This is a genomic window from Mastigocoleus sp. MO_188.B34 (assembly GCF_030065675.1).
In the GTDB taxonomy this organism is placed as follows: Bacteria; Cyanobacteriota; Cyanobacteriia; order Cyanobacteriales; family Nostocaceae; genus Mastigocoleus.
The window spans coordinates 1-23,153 of the sequence record NZ_JASJDK010000080.1 but is presented as its reverse complement, the minus strand read 5'-3'; the positions used below and the strand labels follow the sequence as shown (position 1 = coordinate 23,153).

Here is a 23,153-nt window from a genome sequence, read left to right as displayed (position 1 = left end):
GTAACTCTCCAAATGAGATATTCAATGCTTGTTACAAAAAGAATCACAAATTCAAACTTAGTCACATAGTTTATTAATTCAGTAACAGCAAATTAGAAAAACCAGAGAAATCCAAGCAAATTTATAGATTAAATAGTAAAGAGAAAAAACATGTTTGACTTAATATTAGATAATTCACAACATCTCGAACCAAATTTGGTCGAACCAAATTTGGAAACAATAATTATTTTCTTAAAATCACAATACTTTGACAAAGCGAGAGAAATTAGTCACCAAGTAACTGGTGAAAGAAATCAATGGAAAACATATTTAAGTGCAATTTCTTTATTTGCTTTTGAAGAATGGTTACAAGAATTAGCACCAGATATTAATATCAATATCAATAATTCTTCCATATTTCAACCTGAATATCAAAACTTAACGGATACTATCCGTAATATCGAAATAAGCAATTTTAAGCTTTGTTTAATTACAATAGACAATTTATTTGATGACTGGATAACTGTACCTAAAAATATCATATATTCTCCAGAACTAGCAGATGATTTATATGTATTGGTTGAAATTATCGAAGATGAAGAAAAATTGATTATTCATGGTTTTATGGATCGTGATGAAGTATTAAGATATCATAAATCTGTTGATATTAATGATACAATGCGAAACAAAAATAGTATTAATATACCATTCTTGCGCTTTGATAATCAAATGAATAACCTGCTAATTTATGCTCGCTTTTTAGAACCTGATGCTATTACTTTACCCAAAGAAAGCATAATCAATCGGAGGTTGTTACCAACTATTAATAGGACTTCCAATATATTTACTCAATCTTTGGTAAATCTCGAACAGTGGTGGAGTGGAGGATTTACAAAAAGTTGGCAATCTCTTGAAGAAATTTTAACACTGCAAATACCCGATCCTGTTTACTTAAGAAGTAACCATTCTCCTGAATATCCAATTCAGAAAGGTAAATTATTTGATTTTGAGTCATTACTTAATAATAAAAAATTTGCCTTGGTAGTAAAGATGAAACCCGAAGAAAATGAAGAAAAAGGTGTAATTGTACAGATTCGTCCAGAAAATGAATATTGTTTACCGCAAGGTTTGAAATTAAAAGTAACGCTGAATTACAATTCAAATGAAGCAGAAAGCGAAGAAGTGATCGCAACCGAATCAGATTGCATTATTCAGCTAGGATTTTGTGAATCTCCTGGGAAAAAGTTCAAAGTGGAAGCAATTTATCAAGAAGCTGTGTTTACGGAAGAATTTATCCTGTAATACTAGTATCAAAAAATACTCATGCGCATCAACTGTTTGAATTTGTTTTCTGTTCCCTATTTCCTGTCTCGCTTGACACGCTACGCGTACAGACAGCATTTCCAGCCTAGAGGGTAGCTGCAGCAGATTGCAACTGGCGTTGTTGAGAGGTCTTAGCGTTGTTACCTTTCATAAACAAAGTACAAGAATATTAAAGAAAATTGATATAACTATTTCCCGATCCTCACAAATTCCCCAAATTCTTTTCCTAATCTAATAGTGGAGTTAAAGGAAGCGGTCAAAGGGTAAACCTTAAAGTCTCATAATCTTTAAGAAATTAAACCCGATCGCCAGTGCGGGAGGTGAATATGAAGACCCAAGATACCAATCCATTCCATCAAAAACTTTCGATTGCTTACATAATAATGTTATTTTTAACCTTGCTCGTAAGCATTTGGTGGACGCGACGCACAACTCCTAAACCCGAAATTATAGATCCGAATATAGCGAATACCGAACAAACGAATAGTGTACAGATTGTTCCCCCGATTATGGGAGAGCTAGCTTATCGCTGAAACCAAGTAAATTGCTGTTTCAGATTTTTTGATTTTTCAGTTTGATTTTTCAGTATTCAGAGTCTTTATTTGATGTGAGAGAAGTTTGTTGAAGGTTTTTCAATAAATGAAATCAAGGAGCATTGATTATGTCCGCATTTCGTAAAATTTCTCAGTCAATTGGAAATATTTTTCAAAAAACTATTGAATTTATTTCCGGTGGAGCTAAAAGAATTTTTACTCCAACCGATGATGACTATCCCAAGACAGGAGTACAACCCTACGAAGGAGATCCCGCTACAAACAAGGATTAGTTCTGTCTAAGGTCTAAATTATCTCCTTAAGAGAGATAAATAAAACACCTCCCAGTGTTTAGGACAATGGTTTTTCTAAAAATTTGTGGATAATTTACGTCTAACGTGAATTAAATTGAGATCGCTTTATGGATGATTTCTCTCTAAGTTTGCACTTCTAGAGAAAGACCAATTCCATGAGCGAGATTTTTTTGGTATTTAGTTCAATAATAATGTCAGTTACTAGTTATGTTGGATTTAGATCCCCCTAACCCCTCTAATAAGGGGAAAAATTAATTGGGGAAGTTTGGATTTGTATCATTTTTACTTTTACTACATTTACGTATATTCAAAAAATGAATATATAATAATTATTAGGATAATCATCATTTTCAAGATATGGCTAATCGTAAGAAAGAGGACACCCTAGATTTAACACTCATAGAAGAAGCAATTCTTAATGCGCTGTCCTTTAAAGAAAGGTATGGACTAGAAATCATGGACGCGATCGCTAAAGCTAGTAATGGCGATCGCACAATTGGTTTTAGTTCCCTTTATCCTACATTGAGGAAACTAGAAAAACGGGGATTTGTGGAGTCTCGATGGGGAGATGAAGCAGCAGAGGAAACAACAGGAGCGCGGAGAAGATATTACAAAATCACGGGTTCCGGGTTGCAAGCACTGGATAAAAAGGAACAATTTTTAGAAGCATTAAGGCTATTTGCGACTTGATTTAATCTCTAATCGAATTAATTTTTTGAACTAATCTAAGGAAGAACTAAAATATGAAAAAATATAGTCGAAAATCTACTAATTCTTTGCTTAAGAGTATTTTTAGTCAATTACGTCTTGTATTGATTGGAATTCCTAAAATTCTTCTCTATCTGATTTGTGAAGGTGCTATTTACGCTCTTATTTTAGTTATTGGTGTTCTATTGGTAAAATTTGGCTTACCTCAGGCTTTTGCTCTGGGTCTAAGCATTACTCTTATTATTGCAAGTCTTATTATTAGCTATACGACAATTAGACGGCATAGAATTATTACCCGTCGTTCGAGAAAAAATAGATCACACAACTCAGTTAAAGGTGAAGTCAGATTTGCTGATGCGATCGCTAAAATTCTTTCACAAAATTCACCGCGCGAATGGGAAGAGTATCAAGATTGGTTGCATGATATTTTGCTGGCTCGTCGTCAGTTACTTGCTAGTGGAATTGCGAAGTGGAAAGTGACTTTTATTACTTATTGGCGGTTAACTGCATTGTGTGTAACCGTGAGTGCGATTAAGTTCAGGAGGTTGGTGAGGATTGTTAGGAAATTACGTTAGTTGATCAGTTATTATTCTTTTAAAAAAGGCGTAAGTTTTAACCTTGTGTATTTCAAGTAAAAATATAAATAGTATTGCGTAATAGTAATACAAACTACATAAATTGTTATATTTAAAACCATTGACCTATAATAAAAAGTCAGTACTATCAACTATGGGAAGATGACGCTAAAGCCCAGTGTAGCTAGCTTAATCCAACAAGGACACGATCGACTGGATAGGGGAGATTACGCAGCCGGTTTGCAAACTTTTCAGCAAGCTGCTGCACTGGAACCGCAAAACCACAAGGTATTGTATGGTTTGGGTTTAGCTTGTTACCGACAGGAAAAATACGAGGAGTCGGTAGAATTTCTCAAGCAAGCTCTGGAGGTCAAGCCGAATTATATTTTGGCGTTAGCACGTCGGGGTATGGCGTATAAACAACTAAAGCAGACACAGCAAGCAGAGTTAGATTTCGAGCAAGCTATTGCATTGACGCCTCAAGATGCGGAAGATTGGCGGGGTAGAGGTATTGCGCTGGATGATTTAGGAAGATATGAAGATGCAGTTGCTTCCTATGACAAAGCCATAGAAATTAAACCTGACGACAAAAGTGCTTGGAACAACCGGGGAGTGGCGCTGGGTAATTTAGGAAGATATGAAGATGCAGTTGCTTCCTGTGACAAAGCCATAGAAATTAAACCTGACGACTACATTGCTTGGAACAACCGGGGAGTGGCGCTGGGTGATTTAGGAAGATATGAAGATGCAGTTGCTTCCTGTGACAAAGCCATAGAAATTAAACCTGACGACAAAAGTGCTTGGTACAACAGGGGAGTTGCACTGGATGAATTAGGAAGATATGAAGATGCAGTTGTTTCCTATGACAAAGCCATAGAAATTAAACCTGACGACGACAGTGCTTGGAACAACCGGGGAAACGCGCTAACTAATTTAGGAAGATATGAAGATGCAGTTGCTTCCTACGACAAAGCCATAGAAATTAAACCTGACGACTACAGTGCTTGGAACAACCGGGGAATCGCGCTGGGTGATTTAGGAAGATATGAAGATGCAGTTGCTTCCTGTGACAAAGCCATAGAAATTAAACCTGACGACTACAGTGCTTGGTACAACCGGGGAGTGGCGCTGCATGATTTAGGAAGATATGAAGAAGCGATCGCCTCTTTTGATGAAGCCCTACGCCTAACAGATTACCAAAATTTGCTGGTTTGGGGTAATAAGGGTATAGCACTTCTCAAATCTCAAAATTACAAAGCTGCGGTGAAATGTTGGGATGATGGTATCAAAGCACTCAAACCTCAGACTCCCGACTATGAAGAAGGTTGTGGTGAGTTACATCGTCACAAGGGCGAAACCTTATATGTTTACGGGAAAGAACAACCTAACCCTTTCCCCGACTGGTTTGACGCCAAAGATAGCTACGAACAAGCCCTAAAGTTCCTCAGCTTCGAGAAATTCCCCCAACGTCACTTACAGGTTTTGCAAGAATTGTTGCAAGTTTATTCCACCTTGGGTGATAAAAGCACATTCCAAAGACGTTTGGAAGAAGCCACTCAGCGCTTAGAACAGTTACTAGCAGAATCTGAAACCAAAGGAAATAAAATTAGCCTAGCGCGGAAATTTGCACCTTTTAACCAAATGCGGGTAGATCTTCGTCTCCAATCAAATGATAAAGAAAAGGAAATCGCAGCTTTAGAATTAGCAGAACAACGGAAGAACACTTGTCTGGCTTGGTTGCAAGAACATTGGGATTATAAACCACCCAAGTTTGCTTATGAGGATATGCAAAGACTGCTCAATCCCAAAACTGCAGCGATTTACTGGCATATCAGTCCTAATGCTATTACCACCTTCATTATTAAATATAATCAGTCTCCTGTAGTTTTATCCCCTCAACCTAGCAAAACTACAAAAGCAAAGACAAGAAAGCGGAATATGTTTTCCATTCCTAGTTTGTTCGGAAACTCATCGCAGCAAGCATCTAACTTCACCTATCTCGAACAAGTGCAAAGTTTTCAAAGTTGGATGGAGAAGTGGAAACAAACTTATCAAGATTATTGCCAAGGTGATTATACAAGTAAAACCAAAGAAACAGCACCTTGGCGACAAAAAATGAAAGTATTACTCAATGCACTGTATAGTATCTTAGAAATCAATCGCGTGACAGAACATCTCACAGATGTTGAGCAATTAATTTTGATTCCCCAACGAGAATTACATTTATTACCTTTAGATTACCTATTTCCCAGACGTTTCAACATTACTTATTTACCCAGTTTTCAAATTGGTTTAAAGCTTGTAGACATGTCACCAGTGAATGCTAACTGGGGAAAGGGAAAACAGTTCTTTCCTTCGTTACTGAGTATTACAACCAATGACTCACCATTCACTGCGGTTGAATCGATCGCACTTTCAGCCCTATATCCAAACTGTCGCGAACTGAAAGCTCCTGAAATCAACCAAGAATCACTAATTACAGCTTTACACAAAAACAGCGGTTATTTGCATTTTACCGGACATGGCGATCACATCCCAGAACAGCCGCGAGAGTCATTTTTGCAGTTAACACAAACAGATAAATTAACTTTGGGGGATATTTTTGATGACAAACAATTAGATTTGAGTGACTATGAATTAATTTGTCTTTCCGCTTGCGAAACCGGAATTACCAGTGCAGAAAGTTTAGTTGATGAATATGTCGGTTTAGTCAGTGCTTTTCTCGCTAAAGGTGCAAGCTACGTTATCAACAGTCTATGGACAGTAGACGAACGTTCCACTGCTTTATTAATGATTCAATTTTACCAGTTACTGCAGCAAGGAAATGTCCCTAATATTGCTTTGAAACAAGCCAAAGAATGGCTGCGTCAACTCACTTACCAAAGTTTAGCTGAATGGTATTTAAATTTAGCTGGAAAATTAAACGACCCCCTATGTAGTGAGTATCTCAAAACTGAAGCATTAATGATTCAAAATGACCGGGATAAAATGACATCAAGTGACTGTATCTATGACCATCCTTATTATTGGGCTGGATTTATTTTAACTGGTAAACCTATGTGATAACTATAAACTCTAATATTGGTGGTTTATGTCATTCATTCTGACTTCTTCGTTTGTCGTCAAAACCCTGTAGAGACGCGAAATTTCGCGTCTCTACAACATCAATGTTCAAATTCTATGAAAATTATCTACTAACTAAATTTCTATGCTTAACCAACTCCAAAAAGTCACACTAATTTCTTTTCTCAGAGCTTTATTAAAATTAGATTCCCCATTACCAGCACAATTACAAAGGGAAATTAATAAGGTTGGCAAAATGTATCAAACACAACCAGATAAAGCAATTAATTACTTGATAAAATTAGCAGAATCTGATGTTATTAAAGAACCTTATCAGCAAGCAAGAATTAATATTCAGAAAAATTATGAAATTCAAGAACGTAATAAATTCGATAAACCCAGTCAACAAAAAGCTCCAGCAGTTCCTCCAGAACGGATAGCTAATATTGCGATCGCCATCTTTCAAGCTTCTGATTCTAGTAAAGAAGCAAAAAACCACAAATCAGAAATTATGCCTCAAGACCGTGTCTAAATCATACTTAAAAATCATGCCTGAATAACTACAAAAATATTAATGAGTAAGATTGTATATCCGACACTGGATTTATTTATTTATAACCTTATAGAACAATCAGGTAAAATTGAAGTTAAAATTAACGAAGTATATGAAAATTATTGGTCAAATTTACCAGAGCGACTACAACAAAAGGACTTTTCAACTGAAATCAATCATGAAGATACACAACGTTTAGACTTCAACGGTCAGATTCATTATGGAGTTGATGGCTCTTATAGTCGGATAATGTTTGATGACACTACTTGTTTGCGCTACAGTTGCTCTTTAGAGAAAGAAGTAGATATATCACAAATTCCATCTACCATTAAAGAACTCAAAGATTTCGCAGATTTACCCAACACTAATAAATTACCTGATAATTTATCATCCGGACAACTCTCACCTCATGGTTATTTGGGGAAAACTTGGATGATATCTGGTTGGATAGTTCCAGATAATTCTCAAATTCCCACTCATCAAACCGCCGAAGATATCGCCAGTAGGATTTACAAATCTTTAATTGGTAAACAACATCAACATCAGCAAAAAGGGGAATTTTTAGGCGCTACAGTCTGGGAAATGTGGAGTAGTGATACCCCAAAGACCTCTAGTTTAACTAACCGTCGTTGGGAAGGAATCGAAAAAGATAGTCACGTTATAATTATTTTCTATCCAGACAAGCAGACATTTGCCCAAGCTGCTCAATATTGTAACTCTTGGCGATACTTATTTTATTGCAGACATAAAATTATTTGGGCTTACGAACAAGGAAGAGAACTCAAAGCCCGCTTAGCAAAACAATTGAAGCAAAATTTAATAGATACAGATAACACTACATTATTAAAAAAAGGATTGGGCGAACTCAAAAAAGATTTGCAAACAAATAGTAAAGTATTATCAAGTTATATCCAAAATATAAATTTACTACCAATTCAACAAAATACAGTAGCAGTAAATTTAGATAACTACGAAAAACAACGCCAAGATTACTTTCCAACAGAAAAATTTTTAGCAGAATTCGGTCAAATAGCCAAAAATAAGTATCAAGTTCAATTAGAAAAAGATTACCTCAGTCTCAACCCAGGTTTAGCAATTCTAGAAAACGTTACCAGCACCATTCGCGGAATGGTAGAAATAGAACAAGCACAACGGGACCGCAATTTCAACAACACCGTAGCGATCGCAGGAGTTGGACTCGCAACCAGTCAACTAGCATCCGCTGTAATTATTGCTCAAAAACCTCCCCAACAATGTACACAAAAATGTCCTCATTTCTTCCTGACTGAAGCTTTTGCTTTGAGTTTTGTTGCTGGTTTATTCGCAAGTTTTTTGGCTTGGATTATCTTTACTTTGTTTGGACGTATCTTTGCTTTGTTTGGACGTATCTTTGCTTTGTTTGGACGGAAATGAAATTTTCTTCATCCCTAAAAAATACAGGGAAAAGAAAAATACAAAAAAATTCGCAATAGTAAACGTTTATTTTGAGTATTGTTACTAGTTTTGCCAAAATCTTCCCACTTGGGTTTATACTTTGCCTTTAAGACAATGCTGAAAATCGACCATTTATATCAAATTCCACTAATTACTTACTATATGGTTGAGGTTGTCAATAATTGTTGATTACCAATTACCAATTACCAATTACCAATTACCAATTACCAATTACCCATTACCAATTACCTACCCTCACAGATATCATAAGTTTTCTCAAAGTTTACTTTTAAGAGTGCATCATGGCAAAACGCCTTTTGATAGTCGAATCTCCCGGTAAAGTAAAAAAACTCAGTCAAATTTTAGGCGGAGATTGGATTGTGCGTGCAAGTTGCGGTCACATCCGGGGACTAAGTAATAAAGGTGAAGATTCACTAGGCTTTAGTATAGATGGCAATAGGGTTAAATGTAATTATATTCCTCGCGATGTGCGATCGAAAGAAACTATTCAGAAGCTAAAGTCTGCGGCTAAACAGGTTAGAGAAGTTATTTTAGCAACCGACCCCGATCGCGAAGGTGAAACCATTGCTTGGCATATTAAAGAAGAATTAGGATTAAGACAAACACCGAAAAGGGTAACTTATAGCGAAATTACAGCATCAGCAGTTCGGGAAGCGATCGCTAATCCCAGGGAACTGGATTTAAAGTTAGTCGGTGCGGGATTATGTCGAGACTGTTTGGATAAATTGGTCGGTTACAAATGCAGCCCGTTAATCTGGAAATTAAACAATGGTGCGAAGAGTGTTGGTAGGGTTCAAAGCGCCACATTACACCTAATTTGCAAGCGAGAAAGGGAAATCCAAACATTTGTCCCTCAAGATTATTGGAATGTTTGGGTGGATTACGTTCTTGGATCTGATGCTTCAGAAGGATTTCGCGCTTACTATAAAGGAACTGAAGATTCTTCTTCAAATGCTGCTACAGAACAAGAAACAGAAGTTCTGGATGACGCAACAGACAATAAAGATCCGAAAAAACCAGAGTCTAAACGTGTCTTATCTGAAGCAGAAGCAAAAAGATTAGTTGAAATAGCAAGAAATAATTCCCATAAAGTTATTCAGGTTGAAGGAAAAATCGTCAATCGCAAACCACCTCCACCATTTACCACTTCCACTCTCCAACAAGCTGCGGGTTCCAAACTAAAGTTTTCTCCAGATAAAACTATGGTTGTCGCCCAAAAACTGTATGAGGCTGGTTTCATAACATATATGCGGACAGATTCAGTCGCTTTGAGTCCTGAATTTACCGCTAGCGCTCGGAAGTGGTTACAACAAAACGACCCAGAAAATCTACCAAATAGACTAACGAAATATCGTAGCAGTAAATCCGCTCAAGAAGCTCATGAAGCAATCCGTCCAACAGATGTCTTTCTCAAAAGCGTTGATTTACGCGAACGAGTTCCCCCCGATGAGTTCGACCTGTATGTAATAATTTGGAAACGAGCGATCGCTTCTCTATGTAAAGATGCTCGGCTACGTAAAACTACTGTAATCACTCAGTCAGAAAAGTTATTGTGGCAAGCGAGGGGACAAGTTGTCGAATTCCGTGGTTATTCCCGTTATTGGAATAATATCAGTAAAGATTCTGTATTACCTCACGTGCAAACCAATCAAGCACTGACCCTGAAAAATGCAGAGTATGAGAAGAAACAAACTCAACCACCACCTCGTTACAGCGAACCAAAGTTAGTGCAATTAATGGAAAAAGTGGGAATTGGTCGTCCTAGTACCTATTCTTCTACTATTGCAACTCTGAAAAAAAGAGATTACGTCCAATTAACCAAAAAAAATCTACAACCGACAACTTTAGGGTTAGAGGTCGATACCTTTTTACAAAAAGCATTACCCGATTTACTAGAAGCACAATTCACCGCTCAGATGGAAGATGCTCTAGATACTATTGCCCTTGGCGATCGCGACTGGCAACAATATTTGGCAAATTGGAATAAAACTTATTTAATACCAGCCCTTTCCAAAGCTCAGACATTAATTCCAGAAGCTGCAAAGAATACAAGTTATTTCCAATATCAAACTAAAAATACACATCAAACTAAAAATACAACTCAAACCAAAGCTCAAGCTGGAACAAAAACTAAATCTGCAAGTAAATCTGGAACTACAACTAAAACTGGAACTACAACTAAAACTGGAACTACAACTAAAAAATCCAGAACTCGCTGTCCTGAGTGTAATCAGTTTCTATCAAAAATTCCTACTACCAAAGTCAAGAAAAAATATTTTCTCAAATGTACCAGCGGCTGTGAAAATGTAGTAATGTTTTGGAATGATTTTAGTAAAAAATGGCAACTACCCTACAGTAAAGAAAATCAAACAGATAATAAAGCTTCAAATAACAAAACTTCAAATAACAAACCTCCACAATCCCTTACTTCCTATCCATGTCCTGTATGTAAAAAACCATTGGAAGAATATGGTTATAGTAAGAATGGACAGGACAAAAGCATGCTGAGATGTTCTGATGCAAAATCACGTCAGGATAAAAAGCATAAAGATGTGGCGTATTTTAAAACCAAAAATGGTAACTGGTGGAGTCCAAAATTTGGCGAGCTTTAAAGGTTTTTGTAAAAGACTAAAATTAGGAATGTAAGTAAGTGGGCAAGAAAAAAGTAAACTATGTAAAGAAATATAAAATACTCGTATTTGGCTCGTAGTAGCGCTTTAGCGCGATAGACGAATATTGGCGCTAAAGCGCTATTACAAACAAACATATTTTTTTCATAAGTAATTAAGTGGACATCATATAAGAGGATGTTTCAAAAGTCATATTATTTACCTAATGTATCTTGGATACCCCTAAATCTCCCTTGGAAAGAGTGACTTTTGCCCCCTTTTTAAGGGGGTTGGGGGATCTCAACAGTGATTACTAGTAATAAAATATACTTGCAAAATCCTCTAAAGACTACAGTGGTTAGAGGCAAAATAACATTATCTTTAAATCGTTTTTCGTGCAATATGAAAAGCTGAAATATAGGAACTTTGAATACCTCTTTCGCAATTCTGCTCTAAAATTTCTTTTAAAGCTGCAAATAAAGAACTTCGTTGCTGTGATTCCAACGCAATAAAAGGAGACAAAGTACTCAACATCGCCAGATAATCATCAATACTATAATTCACTTCACAGCTTAAATATTCGTAAAATAAGCTTTGGAAATAACTAGAATCGATTGTCCTTTCCCCAAACTCCCTGATAGTTTTTTCCTGAGTTTCTGGATTTTCATGCCATGTTATAGATGGAGCTTGTTTTTGGTAAACTTCATCTAACAACTGATAAATTTCATAATTTGGTTGGGGTTCTTTGTTCGATAACAAAATTAAAACACCATTATCTTTTAAAGCTTGAGCAGATTTAGAACAGCGAATTTCGGGTGAAATCCAATGAAAAGAAGTTGCAGCAATCACTGCATCAAATTTATTAGTTCCTAATTCCCACTCTTCAAATGTAGTATTTTGGATTTCCACATTGGGATACTGAGCACAGTTTTCACGAGCTAACTCACAAGCTTCTGGACTCGGTTCGAGAGATACCATGGAAAAACCCAACTTAGCAAATTCTACAGTTGCAATTCCCGGACCACATCCTAATTCCAGAATCTTTGCGTTTGGGGTAAGTTTGGCTAACTCTACAGCGCGATCGATAAGTTGTTTAGGATAACGCGGTCTAGTTTTGTTGTAAGCTTCAGCAACAAAAGAATACCAAGTTTTTTTCTCTGATAAGTCTTGGGAATAAATATGTTTAAATTGTTCTTCAAATTTTTTCATGAATTATATTTAATGATTTCGTAATTCATAATTTGTAATTCATAATTTATTCTATTTTGGTTCCCAGAAATCTTCAGACTTGGGATTATTATCATATTCTTCAATCGCTAAATTCACATCTTTAATATGCTGATAAGCCCATTCTCCCAAAACAGCAAGTGGTTCAGCTAAAGATTCACCCAAAGCTGTCAGCGAGTATTCAACTCGAGGTGGAACGCTTGGAAATACTTTTCGTTCGATTAACCCCGATCGCTCTAAATTGCGGAGATTTTGCACCAGCATTTTAGGTGATATGTCAACTATTTGTTGTTTGAGTTCGCTATACCGTTTTTCCCCTTGAGTTAAAGCATAGATAATCAAAATAGTCCATTTATTCGCAATTTTTTCTAGAAGTTGATGTCCCTCACAACTAGTATCAAATACCCCCATATTAGCGATGCGATCTAGTGCGGGTTGGGGTGGATAGTTTAGTTCACCTCGGTTGCGATCGAGATTAAAAGTCATCTTTAGACTTACCAAAAGGTTACTAATGTACTTTCTCGTAAATCCTTCCGGGTGTCTATTCGTCCATGTTACTCAATTAAGTACAGAGTTTAAGTACAAAGTTTGGACAAACAAATAACTTATGAAAGCTATTGTCATTGAAGGTTTTGGACAACCCGACGTTTTCCAAACAGTAGACTTACCCATACCGGAAGTACTTCCCCATCATGTCTTAATTCGGGTTGCAGCAACCAGCGTCAATCCGGTAGATGTAAAAATCCGTGGAGGTGTTGTTCCTGATATTGCTCCCAATTTCCCAGCAATTTTACACGGAGATGTCGCCGGGACAATTAAAAAAATTGGTGACAATGTTGAAGGTTTCAAAGTTGGTGATGAAGTTTATGCTTGTGCTGGAGGGGTCAAAGGAATGGGAGGAGCTTTGGCTGAATATATGTTAGCGGATGCGAGGCTCGTTACCCATAAACCAAAATCTTTGACAATGTTGGAAGCTGCTGCATTACCACTTATATCGATAACAGCATGGGAAGGTCTCATCGACCGCGCCAAAATCCAACCAGGTCAAAAGGTTTTAATTTATGGTGGAACTGGAGGAGTAGGTCATATTGGAGTGCAGTTAGCAAAATGGGCTGGTGCTACAGTCTACGCATTAGTATCGAGTGAGCAAAAAGCTACCATAGCAAGTGAATTAGGAGCCGATTTCACTATCAATTATCGCCAGACTCCTGTTGAAGAATTTGTTGCAGAGTACACCAATGGTGAAGGTTTTGACATCGTATTTGACACAGTTGGAAACGATAATTTGCAAAATGCCTTCCAAGCAGCAAAAATCAATGGAACTGTCGTATCTTTAGTCTCTTTATCTCAACAAGATTTGACTTTACTTCATGCTAAGGGATTAACCCTACATCTTGTTTACATGCTGCTCCCAATGTTATTTGATGTTAATCGCTCCTATCATTCTGAGATTCTTTCTCAAATTGCTCGTCTTGTCGATGAAGGAAAATTACGTCCGCTTCTAGATCATAAGTCTTTTGGGTTTGTGGATGTCAGTGCAGCCCATGCATATCAAGAATCAGGAAATGTAATAGGTAAAATAACTCTGAAGCAATCGTTTGACCTTAGTTAACATGACATCAGTTAGCATGACAAAAAAGAACAATAACTTCCTATACAAGCTAGCAAGTAATCCGTAATAATCAAATATTGTGTAAATGCGAAACTGAAAGAAAATACCAACTATGTCCCTCAACAACTACTACACCCTCGGTCGTTCTGGATTGCGCGTAAGTCCTTTAGCTTTAGGTACAATGACTTTTGGAACCGAGTGGGGATGGGGTACAGATCCTGCAACCTCCAAAACTTTATTTGATACTTATGTTGACGCAGGTGGTAATTTTATTGATACTGCCGATTTATATACCAATGGGACTAGTGAAACTTTACTGGGAGAATTTATCCGGGAACGCAATTTACGAGATAAGATAGTCATCGCTACTAAATTTACCTACAATGGTGAGCCTGGAAATCCTAACGCTGGCGGTAATGGACGTAAAAATATCATGCGTGCGGTGGAAGGTTCCCTCAAGCGTTTAAATACTGATTATATCGACCTCTATATATTGCACACTTGGGACAAGATTACTCCTGCACAAGAGGTTATGCGTACCCTAGACGATCTAGTACGTTCCGGTAAAGTGCGTTATGTTGGTCTTTCTGATGTTCCTGCTTGGTATGCTTCTCGCGCTCAAACGATTGCAGAGTTAAGAGGCTATGAAAGGTTATGTACTCTGCAATTAGAATATTCCTTAGTCGAACGAAATATTGAAAATGAGTTTGTTCCTTTGGGGACAGAACATGGAATGGGAATAATGGTTTGGAGTCCCTTAGCTAGCGGTTTGCTCAGTGGTAAATATCGCCCCAGTGAAGGGAAAGGAGTGGGTGAAGGTCGTTTGGAAATGATGAAAGATTCAAATAATCCAGCTTTTCAAAAATTTACAGAAAAAAACTGGAAAATTGTCACCGAATTAGAAACGATAGCCCAAAAAATAGGGCGCAGTATGGCGCAGGTAGCAGTGAATTGGGCTGCAAATCAACCGGGAGTTGCTTCAGTGATTATTGGTGCAACAAAACTCCATCAACTTCAAGATAATCTACAAGCATTAGATTTTACTATTCCTGATGAGCTTTTAGTTAGTCTTAACGAAGTTAGTATTCCAACTCCAACATTTCCCTATAGTTTCTTTGGTTCGGAAATTCAAAGTATGATTAGTGGTGGAGTAACAGTAGGTGATAAACCTGCAGGTTACTATCCCAAAATTGAAACTAGTGGTACTCCTGCAAGCCTTGACTCCGATCAATAATAATATTTTTCAGCCCGTAGAATATTTATTGCCTTATAATTTTAAAACTAAACAACACCCTTGTTCGGATACGCCCAAATAATTTTGGGTATATAGAGACGTAGCACTGCTACGTCTCCTAAAAAATTATGTTTGAATAATTTATATTTGAAACATTTGAATGTTCAAATAAAGCAACAAAAACTACCGATAATCTTTTCTTTGAATATCTCGTAAACGTGCAGCATCCCGCATACCGTATTCATGACGGCAAAAACGATTTAATTGAGTTTCAAAGAATTCTCGGTTTGCTTTTAAATGTTCGATATTTGGATCGTCTAATGAATACAAAAGTGCTGTCCGTAATGCTTGAATAACTGCTGATGTCACATTATACATTGACCTTTGGAAAGTAATTCCCAATTGAATCAACATATCATCTTCACCACGGCAGTATTCTTGATAATGATCTACTAAGTACTGGGGCAAGAAATGTAACATATCTTGCATCAATAACGTTGGGGGTATCCCAGCAGTACCTACGGGAAAGACATCTGCATAAAGGATACCATAATGAAAATCTTTTTGTTCGTCGGGAACTTGTTTGGCTTGGGCGTTATAAGATTTCGTACCTCTGAAGGGAGCAGTACGATAGAAAATTGCTTCTACATAAGGTAAAGCAGCTTCGTATAACCAAGTAAATCCTTTAGATTTGGGAATTACCTCATAGCATTCGCCCCGAATATAAACGTGATGATAAATTGGACGACCAGCAACAACTAAGATCCCATTGACGAGAAAATCCATTGCTTCTGGGACACTAGTCAGTTTTCCTTCGTCATATAAATCTGACATTTCAAAAAAAACTGGTGCCATTACTTCCCAAAATAAACCCAAATTCGCATAATAGGAAGCCTGACGACATTGTTCTAAAAACATGTCCGGGAAAAGTTTATACAAACCTTGCATTACTGGGTTACCTTTAAAGTAAGCCTTAATTGCTCGGTCGGCATTTTCTTTATATTCTTCGGAATCTAGATAAGCATCAAACTTACCTAAACCCATATCTCTACCATGCCATAACATCGATCGCATGCAGGCTTCAGCAAATTCCATATTGATGCGATCGTGAAACCAGTGATGCAATAATTTTGGCATTTTAAAAGTCTCACCCTTTTCGATGAATTCCATCAATTCGGGATGGGCTGTAGCTTCACCGCGCCAAACTCTTAAATCTGCATCGTCGCCAGCATAATGATTATGCAATTCTAAGTATTCTTTTGGCAAGAAGTATTTAAAGAAAGGTAAAGGATTTAAAAATACTCTCTCGCCAATATAAAGCAAATCCCGCCAATAAAAATCCATCGGAACGGCGTAAGCTTTATAAATACCAATAATTTGCATTAAATTTTCCGGAGTATCCGGTAACATCGAACCACCTGCTTCCAAACGGTGAATTACTTCTGCAAATTCATGATCCGAAGGTGGTAATTTTGAGATTATTTTATTTGGGGTTTGTACCATTTTTTTAGCTTAGTAATGGGTAATTGGTAATTGGTAATTGGTAATTGGTGATTGGTAATTGGTAATGGGTAATTGATTACTCCCTCTGACTCCTGACTCCTGACTCCTGCTGTGCTGACGCCCCACTGCGTTAACGCTCGTTAGAGCGCGGTCTGTCCTGACTCCTGACTTCTGACTCATTACTCCTGAATCATTACTCCTTACTCATCACCAAAGATGCTGTCTGTACTGATTGCTGAGTAGAAACATTTATAACCATTGCAGCGCTGGTTTGTTCGCTCCAACGTACTAACCAATTTGGCTGTACTCCTAAGAAAATAATTAAAACTGCTAATATCACTGCTGGCATTTTTTCGTGCCAAAATACTTTTGGGTAGTAAGCTAAATCATTATCGAGTTTGCCAAAACAGGTACGATTGAGGAGAATGACGAAATAAACTGCTGTTAGACCCGTTGCAACAACACATAGTAATGTAGGAATCGGGAAAACTGAGAAACTTCCCTGAAAAACAATGAATTCAGCAATAAATCCTGTCATTCCCGGAATTCCGGCGCTACCCATACCTCCTAAAATTAGTAGAGCGCTAATAAATGGTAAACCGCGTACTGGACTCATTAAGCCATTCAGTTTATCTAATTCCCGGGTTCCCACCTTGGTTTCCACAACTCCCACCAGATGAAACAGAATCGCCAAAATAATACCGTGACTCACCATTTGGGAAATTGCACCAACTAATGCTAATGAGGTATTGGCTGCAGCAGCTAACAGAATATAACCCATGTGACCGATGGAGCTATAAGCAACCATACGTTTAATGTCTTTTTGCGCGATCGCAGTGACTGCTCCATACATTGCACTGACTGCTCCCCAAATTGCTAAACCAGGAGCGACAAGACCCCAAGTTTCGGGGAATAAACCCATTCCGAAGCGTAAAACACCGTATGTTCCCAACTTTGCTAATACTCCACCCAATAAAATTGCGACCGGTGCAGAAGCTTCAACATAGGCGTCTGGTAACCAAGTATGTAAGGGAACTAAGGGAATTTTTATTCCAAATCCAACTATGATTGTAGTAAGTAAAATTAATTGTAGAGTTAATGATATTTCTTCGGTTGAAATAGCATCATAATTAAAACTTGCAGAGCCACTCAACCAGATAATACCAAGGAAACTTGCCAAAATTAGAGCGCCGGAAACAGCAGTGTATATCAAAAATTTGATACCAGCATAAGAACGCCTCTCACCACCCCAAATGGAAATCAGTAGATAAAAAGGAATTAATTCTAACTCATAAAATAGGAAGAATAGCAGCAAATTCTCTGCAGAAAATGCCCCAGCAACTCCACCACTCACCAGCAAAACCAGTGAGTAAAAAAGTCGAGGACGTTCAGTAGTTTTACTACTACTATAAATAGCAATCCAAGTTAGTAAACTATTCAACAACAACATTAAAATTGATAGCCCATCAGCCCCCAACTGATAACTTAAACCTAAAGTTTCATTCCAAGATAAATATTCTTGTAATTGGAATTGGGGATTAGCAATATCAAAATTGAACAGTATAAAAATATTCCATAGAAAAGTAATACCTGCGATAAATGCAGAAGCAAAACGAATTTGATTTGCAGGAATCTTTTTTGGCAGTAGTGCAATAATGACTGCACCAAAAATTGGTAACCAAATTAAAGTACTGAGCATTTTTTGTAAGGATAGTAGATTTGAAATTTAGATTGTTTTTAAAATGTGTTTTGATATTTGGATAATTATTTTGTCATTGTTCAAATGTTTGAATATTTGTTTTGATTATTCATTCTCTAAGGATTTAATATTTGATTTTTATAGTTAATAACTAAATTTTTTTGAATGGCGGGATTTACCCGCCTTAGTTTAATTAGAAATTAAGTCAGAGTTAATTCAATAAAATTAAGCGACTAGACTAACTTTACCAGTATCTAAATCATAATATCCAGCAACTATTTTCAGCTTTTTATCCTCTACTAATTTAGCAAGAACTGGTGATGTCATTAGAGTTTTAATTTGCAATAATGCATTTTCCTTACAAGCATTTTCTAAAGCATCACCATATTTTCCTTTTACATTTTTGACTGCTGGTTTAATAGCACTAATTAAAGTGCTAATATGACCTGGAAATTCTCCATCTGTCATGGCTGCAGTAACTGCACCACATCGTTTGTGTCCCATAACCATGATTACTTTTGTACCTAGCTTATAAGCACCATATTCCAAACTAGCAATTTCTTCAGGAGTGGCGACGTTACCAGCTACTCTACATACAAATAAATCCCCAAAGCCCTGGTCAAATAACATTTCAGCTGGAACTCGCGAATCAGCACAACTTAAAATTGATGCAAAAGGTTTTTGACCATTGGCTACTTGTAATAAACGTGCATAGCTGCGGTTAGGTTTTTTTTGCTCTCTAAAAAGAAAACGTCTGTTACCATCTATCAATTTTTGTAGTGCTTCATCAGGAGTTATATTGTTTTCGGCAACAGCTGGTTGGGGAGATATTAACTCAGAACCTAATTCTTCTGCTAATATTCCCGCCCCTAAAACTCCTGCACCAAACCTCATTAAATTCCTTCTAGATAGATGTTCTTTCACCTATTTATCCTCACATTAATAGTCAATAGGAAACAAATGGAAACAGAGTAACAAAATATACAAATGAGTTTTAGTCTCACCCATTTATAAGCAGTTAACTGTTAAATGTTAACTTTACCTGTTAACCACAAGCTGTCAACTGTCAACTAATTGTCCTTGCAAACCTTTCCTGTTAACTAAACGTTTAGAAAATGTAAGGCTATTAACGCTGAATGGAATTAAATCTCAAGCTTAAGACTTAAAATATTACTTTCAAAAAACTGTTCCAGTATTCCCAGGTTAAAGCAACTCCTAACAAACTAACTCCCAAAAGTACCGTAAGGACATAAAACTGGGTTTGTCCTGAATTACTGTATTTGAGACCTTCTCCACCTCCTAAGGATGCTAAACCAACCAAATTCACAATTCCATCCACCACAAACCTATCAACAATATCGGCTAACTGAGACAGTAAACCAACACCCAAAACTATAGTCATCCGATAAAGCTTGGGGGTGTAGAAATCGTAAGCAATTAAATCTTGCAAACCTTTCCAAGGAAGACGAATCGGTTTAGGAATATTACCCAGATAAATGACACCACTGATACTGCAACCAAAAATACTCGACCAAATCAGCAGTAATCCTACATCTTTATTTAAAGTTGCCCAGCTAGGTAAAATTGATACGGTTTGTAATAATATAGGTAGATGCAAAACAAAACCGATTAAGAAAGCCATCGGTAAAATCATCTGCCAGCTCACTTCAGGAGAGCGATAGCTCATTTGCTGACGTTTACCGCCCCAGATTAAACCAAATTCCCTAGTTAAACTAAATGCTGTTAAGCCATTAACTAATATAATTATCCCTGCAATCCAAGGTTGGGTTGTCCAAACCCCCGAAGCTAATTTCAACAGCGCCCAAAAACCACCTAGCGGTGGAAAAGCAATTAAACCTAAAGTTCCTACAATATAACCGATCGCGGATATGGGACGACGAGACCACAGTCCCCCGAGTTGGGTAACATCTTGGGTAATATTATTCCAAACAATTGTCCCCGTACCCATCACCAATAAAGCCGCAGATAAAGCATGGGTAAGTACCAATAAAAGTGCAGCTTCATCTTGTTGAGTTCCTACAGCAATGAATACCATACCCATGTAAGCACTTACAGAGTAAGATAAACAACGCTTAACATCAATTTGAGCGATCGCAATCAGTGAAGCACCTACAGCAGTAATTGAACCAATTATTACCATCGCAGTGTAAACTACGGGCGACAAACTCAACACCGGTTGTAACTTAATTAATACCCAAGCTCCACTAGCAACTACTACCGAGTTCCGTAAAATTGTACTAGGAACTGGACCTTCCATTGCTTCATCTAACCACAAGTGCAAGGGAAATTGGGCGCATTTACCCATAGGACCAGCAATTAATGCTAAACCAACTAACGTCATTAATTTTGGATCCACATTAGCCGTAGCAGCCCATTCGCCTAATTCCCAGTAATTCCAAGTTCCTGCTAAGGGATATATTGCTAACACACCCATTAACAAAAACAAGTCTCCTACCCGTTTAGTTAAAAAAGCATCTCTTGCACCCGTTACCACCAAAGACTGACTGAACCACAAACCAACTAAGAGATAGGTTCCCAAAGTTAGCATTTCCAAAATCACGTAGCTGAAAAATAAGTTGTTACATAAAGCCAGCGCACACAGACCAGCTTCAAATATCCCTAACAAAGAATAAAAGCGCGCCCATCCCCAGTCCATCTCCATGTAACCCACAGCATAGATCTGGGCGAGAAAATTCAAACCTGCAATTACAGCCATAGCTGTCACACTAATTGCAGATATTTCCAAATCAATAGATAGATTCAACCCAGGGGTATTCAACCAAGAAATAGATAATTCATATGGGGGCTGATTCCAAGCTAATGGTATCGTTAGGGCACTATGAACAAATGCCAAAAAGGTCGCAATTAAATTGACATAACCCGACGGTCTTGGACCCGTGCGGCGAAGTATTCCCGGCGACCAAGGAATAGATAAAAGTCCCCCAATTAGTGCGTAACAAGGCACTAACCAAACGCTTTCGAGCAGGAAATCAGCCATAAAATCTGTTTCTAAAATGTTTCTAAATGTATCTAAATGCGAAATATTCTAAATTTGCAAATATAGTAGTCACGGCCATATATACGAAAAACTACAACCGCTGCCCCTTAATAATACGTGTCTCAAAAATTTAGCCTAGTTAATTTTTATTACAGGTTATTACTTATTAGGTTAGCTTTATATTAGAAAAAATGGAATTATCTTAATAGATAATTCGACGATATATATTGTAAGAAATTCTTATATATAGGATAATATAATTATTAATATAGATCTAAGTTGATGTTCTATTTTGGGGATTGTGAACCTCAAATCTTTCATCTTCTAATTTTTCTGGTTCTTGTTCTGGATCTTGTCCAGAATGGAGGCGGAGCTTCCAATACTGTATTCCTTGCCAGAGACAAGGAACAAGTAATGTCACAGATGTTGAATTAAATTTCATCTTCCAATAACCCACAGAGTCAACACCCTACCCTTGGGGTTATCGCGAGCAAGGAGATTTTTCCTAAACCACAGGTACAACAGCAACTCCCGTTTCCTGAAAACTCTCAAAGAAAGAACTATATTGTTCCTTAACTTCATCTAATTGAGCAAATATACCGTGGGGGTCAGCAATTCCATCACCTTGATACTGAACTACGACTCCCGTATAAGGCGTTCCATTTTCAGATAACAAATTATTCGTCACGGGATAGGACGTAATACCATCTAGTCCAGCAAGAGCAAGAGATTCCTGCATCTCCGGCCAAAATATTGTACCAGCTTGTTGTACTCCAGTAGCAAGGGCGGAAGCATTAAATACAGCTTCGGGAACTTGGGTATCTCCTTGACCAACGGGCTGATATATTGAACGTACGGGATGACCCGGTAATGGTCGTTTAGCTAAGTAAGGCATATATACAATTGGATCTACTGCTTCCCACGCATTTCCCAGCAAATTGAGACCAGGATAAAGGGGATTAACTTCTTGTAAAGTTCCTAAAAGTAAACCAGCAAGGGGAGCCAATTCATTTTCACTAATTAGTAAGGGGTAATAGCTCGGCGAACCGGTTGGTACTACAGCACCAATTTTTGGTTCGATCGCACTGGTGATATTAGCCACCTGCGCCCCATAGGACTGTCCTAAAGCCATCACAGGTGAAGCTTGGAAGCGAAAATCATTTTCTCCAGGGGGAAGCAAAGCAGTTCCATCATTCCCAATTACCTCTGCAGGAATTTCTAGATTTTCTAAAGCTTCTATCAGTAACCGTTGCTCAATTACAGTTTGTCGGAAAGTATCTCGGTAAGCAGCTAAATTCAACGGGTTGAGGTAAGAATCGGGAATATTATCGGGAAAACGTTCTGGATTCAACGGTAAAGCACTACCCAAGGTAGCAAATCCCTTTTCTGCGACTACATATGCTGGTCCTAATCCAGGAGTTGGTTCTCCACCCGGTTCCGTGAGTGGACCTCGATCTACTACTTCAGTACTCAAACCGTTGGAACCGTGGTAGTAAGCGACTAACGGATAACCTCCATCGGGCATTGGTGTTTTGGGAATAGTAATTACTACCGGAACTTCCTCAGTACGTTGTTCGATCAGGGAACCATCTGGGGCAAACTGGAAAAGTCCTCCAGTATTATATCTATCCATTAGGCAGATCTTTCTCAACATTTGCGAGAGTAATTGCTCACATTTTTCCCAACCCTTATTACTTCGTCATTAATTCTCAATAAAACGATGTTTTTAGCGAGAAGAATAAAGTTA

Annotated in this window: 20 protein-coding genes; 11 read left to right on the top strand and 9 right to left on the bottom strand. The window is 37.6% G+C overall.

Annotated features, from left to right (window positions below; all coding sequences use genetic code 11):
- Window positions 1-150: 150 nt before the first annotated feature.
- The 9 genes from QNJ50_RS18370 to topA all read left to right on the top strand — a co-directional run bounded on the left by QNJ50_RS18370 (window position 151) and on the right by topA (window position 11,115).
- A complete protein-coding gene (locus QNJ50_RS18370) occupies window positions 151-1,281 on the top strand; it encodes a DUF1822 family protein (RefSeq protein WP_300637845.1) in 1,131 nt (376 codons plus the stop codon).
- A gap of 347 nt (window positions 1,282-1,628) precedes the next feature.
- Window positions 1,629-1,835: a hypothetical protein gene (locus QNJ50_RS18365; protein ID WP_300637843.1), complete on the top strand. Its 207-nt coding sequence runs from the start codon at window positions 1,629-1,631 to the stop codon at window positions 1,833-1,835.
- A gap of 128 nt (window positions 1,836-1,963) precedes the next feature.
- Window positions 1,964-2,128: a hypothetical protein gene (locus QNJ50_RS18360; RefSeq protein ID WP_300637841.1), complete on the top strand. Its 165-nt coding sequence runs from the start codon at window positions 1,964-1,966 to the stop codon at window positions 2,126-2,128.
- Between the two features lie 378 nt (window positions 2,129-2,506).
- Window positions 2,507-2,839, top strand: coding sequence for a PadR family transcriptional regulator (locus QNJ50_RS18355; protein WP_027847101.1), 333 nt, complete (start codon window positions 2,507-2,509; stop codon window positions 2,837-2,839).
- 53 nt (window positions 2,840-2,892) lie between these two features.
- Window positions 2,893-3,432, top strand: a complete 540-nt coding sequence (locus QNJ50_RS18350) for a hypothetical protein (RefSeq protein WP_300637838.1) — start codon at window positions 2,893-2,895, stop codon at window positions 3,430-3,432.
- Between the two features lie 162 nt (window positions 3,433-3,594).
- A complete protein-coding gene (locus QNJ50_RS18345; protein ID WP_300637836.1) occupies window positions 3,595-6,495 on the top strand; it encodes a CHAT domain-containing protein in 2,901 nt (966 codons plus the stop codon).
- Window positions 6,496-6,640: 145 nt separating this feature from the next.
- Window positions 6,641-7,027, top strand: a complete 387-nt coding sequence (locus tag QNJ50_RS18340) for a hypothetical protein (protein ID WP_300637834.1) — start codon at window positions 6,641-6,643, stop codon at window positions 7,025-7,027.
- A gap of 42 nt (window positions 7,028-7,069) precedes the next feature.
- Window positions 7,070-8,461: a hypothetical protein gene (locus QNJ50_RS18335; RefSeq protein WP_300637832.1), complete on the top strand. Its 1,392-nt coding sequence runs from the start codon at window positions 7,070-7,072 to the stop codon at window positions 8,459-8,461.
- 323 nt (window positions 8,462-8,784) lie between these two features.
- Window positions 8,785-11,115 carry a type I DNA topoisomerase gene (topA, locus tag QNJ50_RS18330; RefSeq protein ID WP_300637830.1) on the top strand — a complete coding sequence of 777 codons (2,331 nt, stop codon included), beginning with the start codon at window positions 8,785-8,787 and terminating at the stop codon, window positions 11,113-11,115.
- A gap of 378 nt (window positions 11,116-11,493) precedes the next feature.
- Here topA and QNJ50_RS18325 read toward each other — a convergent pair whose 3' ends face one another.
- Both QNJ50_RS18325 and QNJ50_RS18320 read right to left on the bottom strand, forming a co-directional pair.
- Window positions 11,494-12,321, bottom strand: coding sequence for a class I SAM-dependent methyltransferase (locus QNJ50_RS18325; RefSeq protein WP_300637828.1), 828 nt, complete (start codon window positions 12,319-12,321; stop codon window positions 11,494-11,496).
- A gap of 51 nt (window positions 12,322-12,372) precedes the next feature.
- Window positions 12,373-12,825 carry a helix-turn-helix domain-containing protein gene (locus tag QNJ50_RS18320; protein WP_300637826.1) on the bottom strand — a complete coding sequence of 151 codons (453 nt, stop codon included), beginning with the start codon at window positions 12,823-12,825 and terminating at the stop codon, window positions 12,373-12,375.
- Window positions 12,826-12,946: 121 nt separating this feature from the next.
- On the opposite strand from QNJ50_RS18320, the gene QNJ50_RS18315 reads away from it, so the two are divergent.
- Both QNJ50_RS18315 and QNJ50_RS18310 read left to right on the top strand, forming a co-directional pair.
- On the top strand, window positions 12,947-13,951 hold the full coding sequence (locus tag QNJ50_RS18315) for a zinc-dependent alcohol dehydrogenase family protein (protein WP_300637824.1): 1,005 nt from the start codon (window positions 12,947-12,949) through the stop codon (window positions 13,949-13,951).
- A gap of 112 nt (window positions 13,952-14,063) precedes the next feature.
- On the top strand, window positions 14,064-15,185 hold the full coding sequence (locus tag QNJ50_RS18310; protein ID WP_300637822.1) for an aldo/keto reductase: 1,122 nt from the start codon (window positions 14,064-14,066) through the stop codon (window positions 15,183-15,185).
- A 183-nt stretch (window positions 15,186-15,368) separates the two neighbouring features.
- Here the strand turns inward: QNJ50_RS18310 and QNJ50_RS18305 are convergent, their stop codons facing one another.
- From QNJ50_RS18305 to QNJ50_RS18275, 7 genes are all read right to left on the bottom strand, one after another.
- On the bottom strand, window positions 15,369-16,688 hold the full coding sequence (locus tag QNJ50_RS18305; protein WP_300637819.1) for a CO2 hydration protein: 1,320 nt from the start codon (window positions 16,686-16,688) through the stop codon (window positions 15,369-15,371).
- A 9-nt stretch (window positions 16,689-16,697) separates the two neighbouring features.
- Window positions 16,698-16,868: a hypothetical protein gene (locus tag QNJ50_RS18300; RefSeq protein WP_300637817.1), complete on the bottom strand. Its 171-nt coding sequence runs from the start codon at window positions 16,866-16,868 to the stop codon at window positions 16,698-16,700.
- A gap of 13 nt (window positions 16,869-16,881) precedes the next feature.
- On the bottom strand, window positions 16,882-18,387 hold the full coding sequence (locus tag QNJ50_RS18295) for an NADH-quinone oxidoreductase subunit M (protein WP_300637815.1): 1,506 nt from the start codon (window positions 18,385-18,387) through the stop codon (window positions 16,882-16,884).
- Between the two features lie 225 nt (window positions 18,388-18,612).
- Window positions 18,613-19,311: a carbonic anhydrase gene (locus tag QNJ50_RS18290; RefSeq protein ID WP_300637813.1), complete on the bottom strand. Its 699-nt coding sequence runs from the start codon at window positions 19,309-19,311 to the stop codon at window positions 18,613-18,615.
- A gap of 238 nt (window positions 19,312-19,549) precedes the next feature.
- On the bottom strand, window positions 19,550-21,406 hold the full coding sequence (locus tag QNJ50_RS18285; RefSeq protein ID WP_300637812.1) for an NAD(P)H-quinone oxidoreductase subunit F: 1,857 nt from the start codon (window positions 21,404-21,406) through the stop codon (window positions 19,550-19,552).
- Window positions 21,407-21,680: 274 nt separating this feature from the next.
- Complete coding sequence (locus tag QNJ50_RS18280; protein WP_300637810.1) at window positions 21,681-21,848, bottom strand: hypothetical protein; 168 nt, start codon at window positions 21,846-21,848, stop codon at window positions 21,681-21,683.
- 63 nt (window positions 21,849-21,911) lie between these two features.
- Window positions 21,912-23,039 (bottom strand): hypothetical protein, encoded by a 1,128-nt coding sequence (locus tag QNJ50_RS18275; protein ID WP_300637808.1) that lies wholly within the window; start codon window positions 23,037-23,039, stop codon window positions 21,912-21,914.
- Window positions 23,040-23,153: the final 114 nt, after the last annotated feature.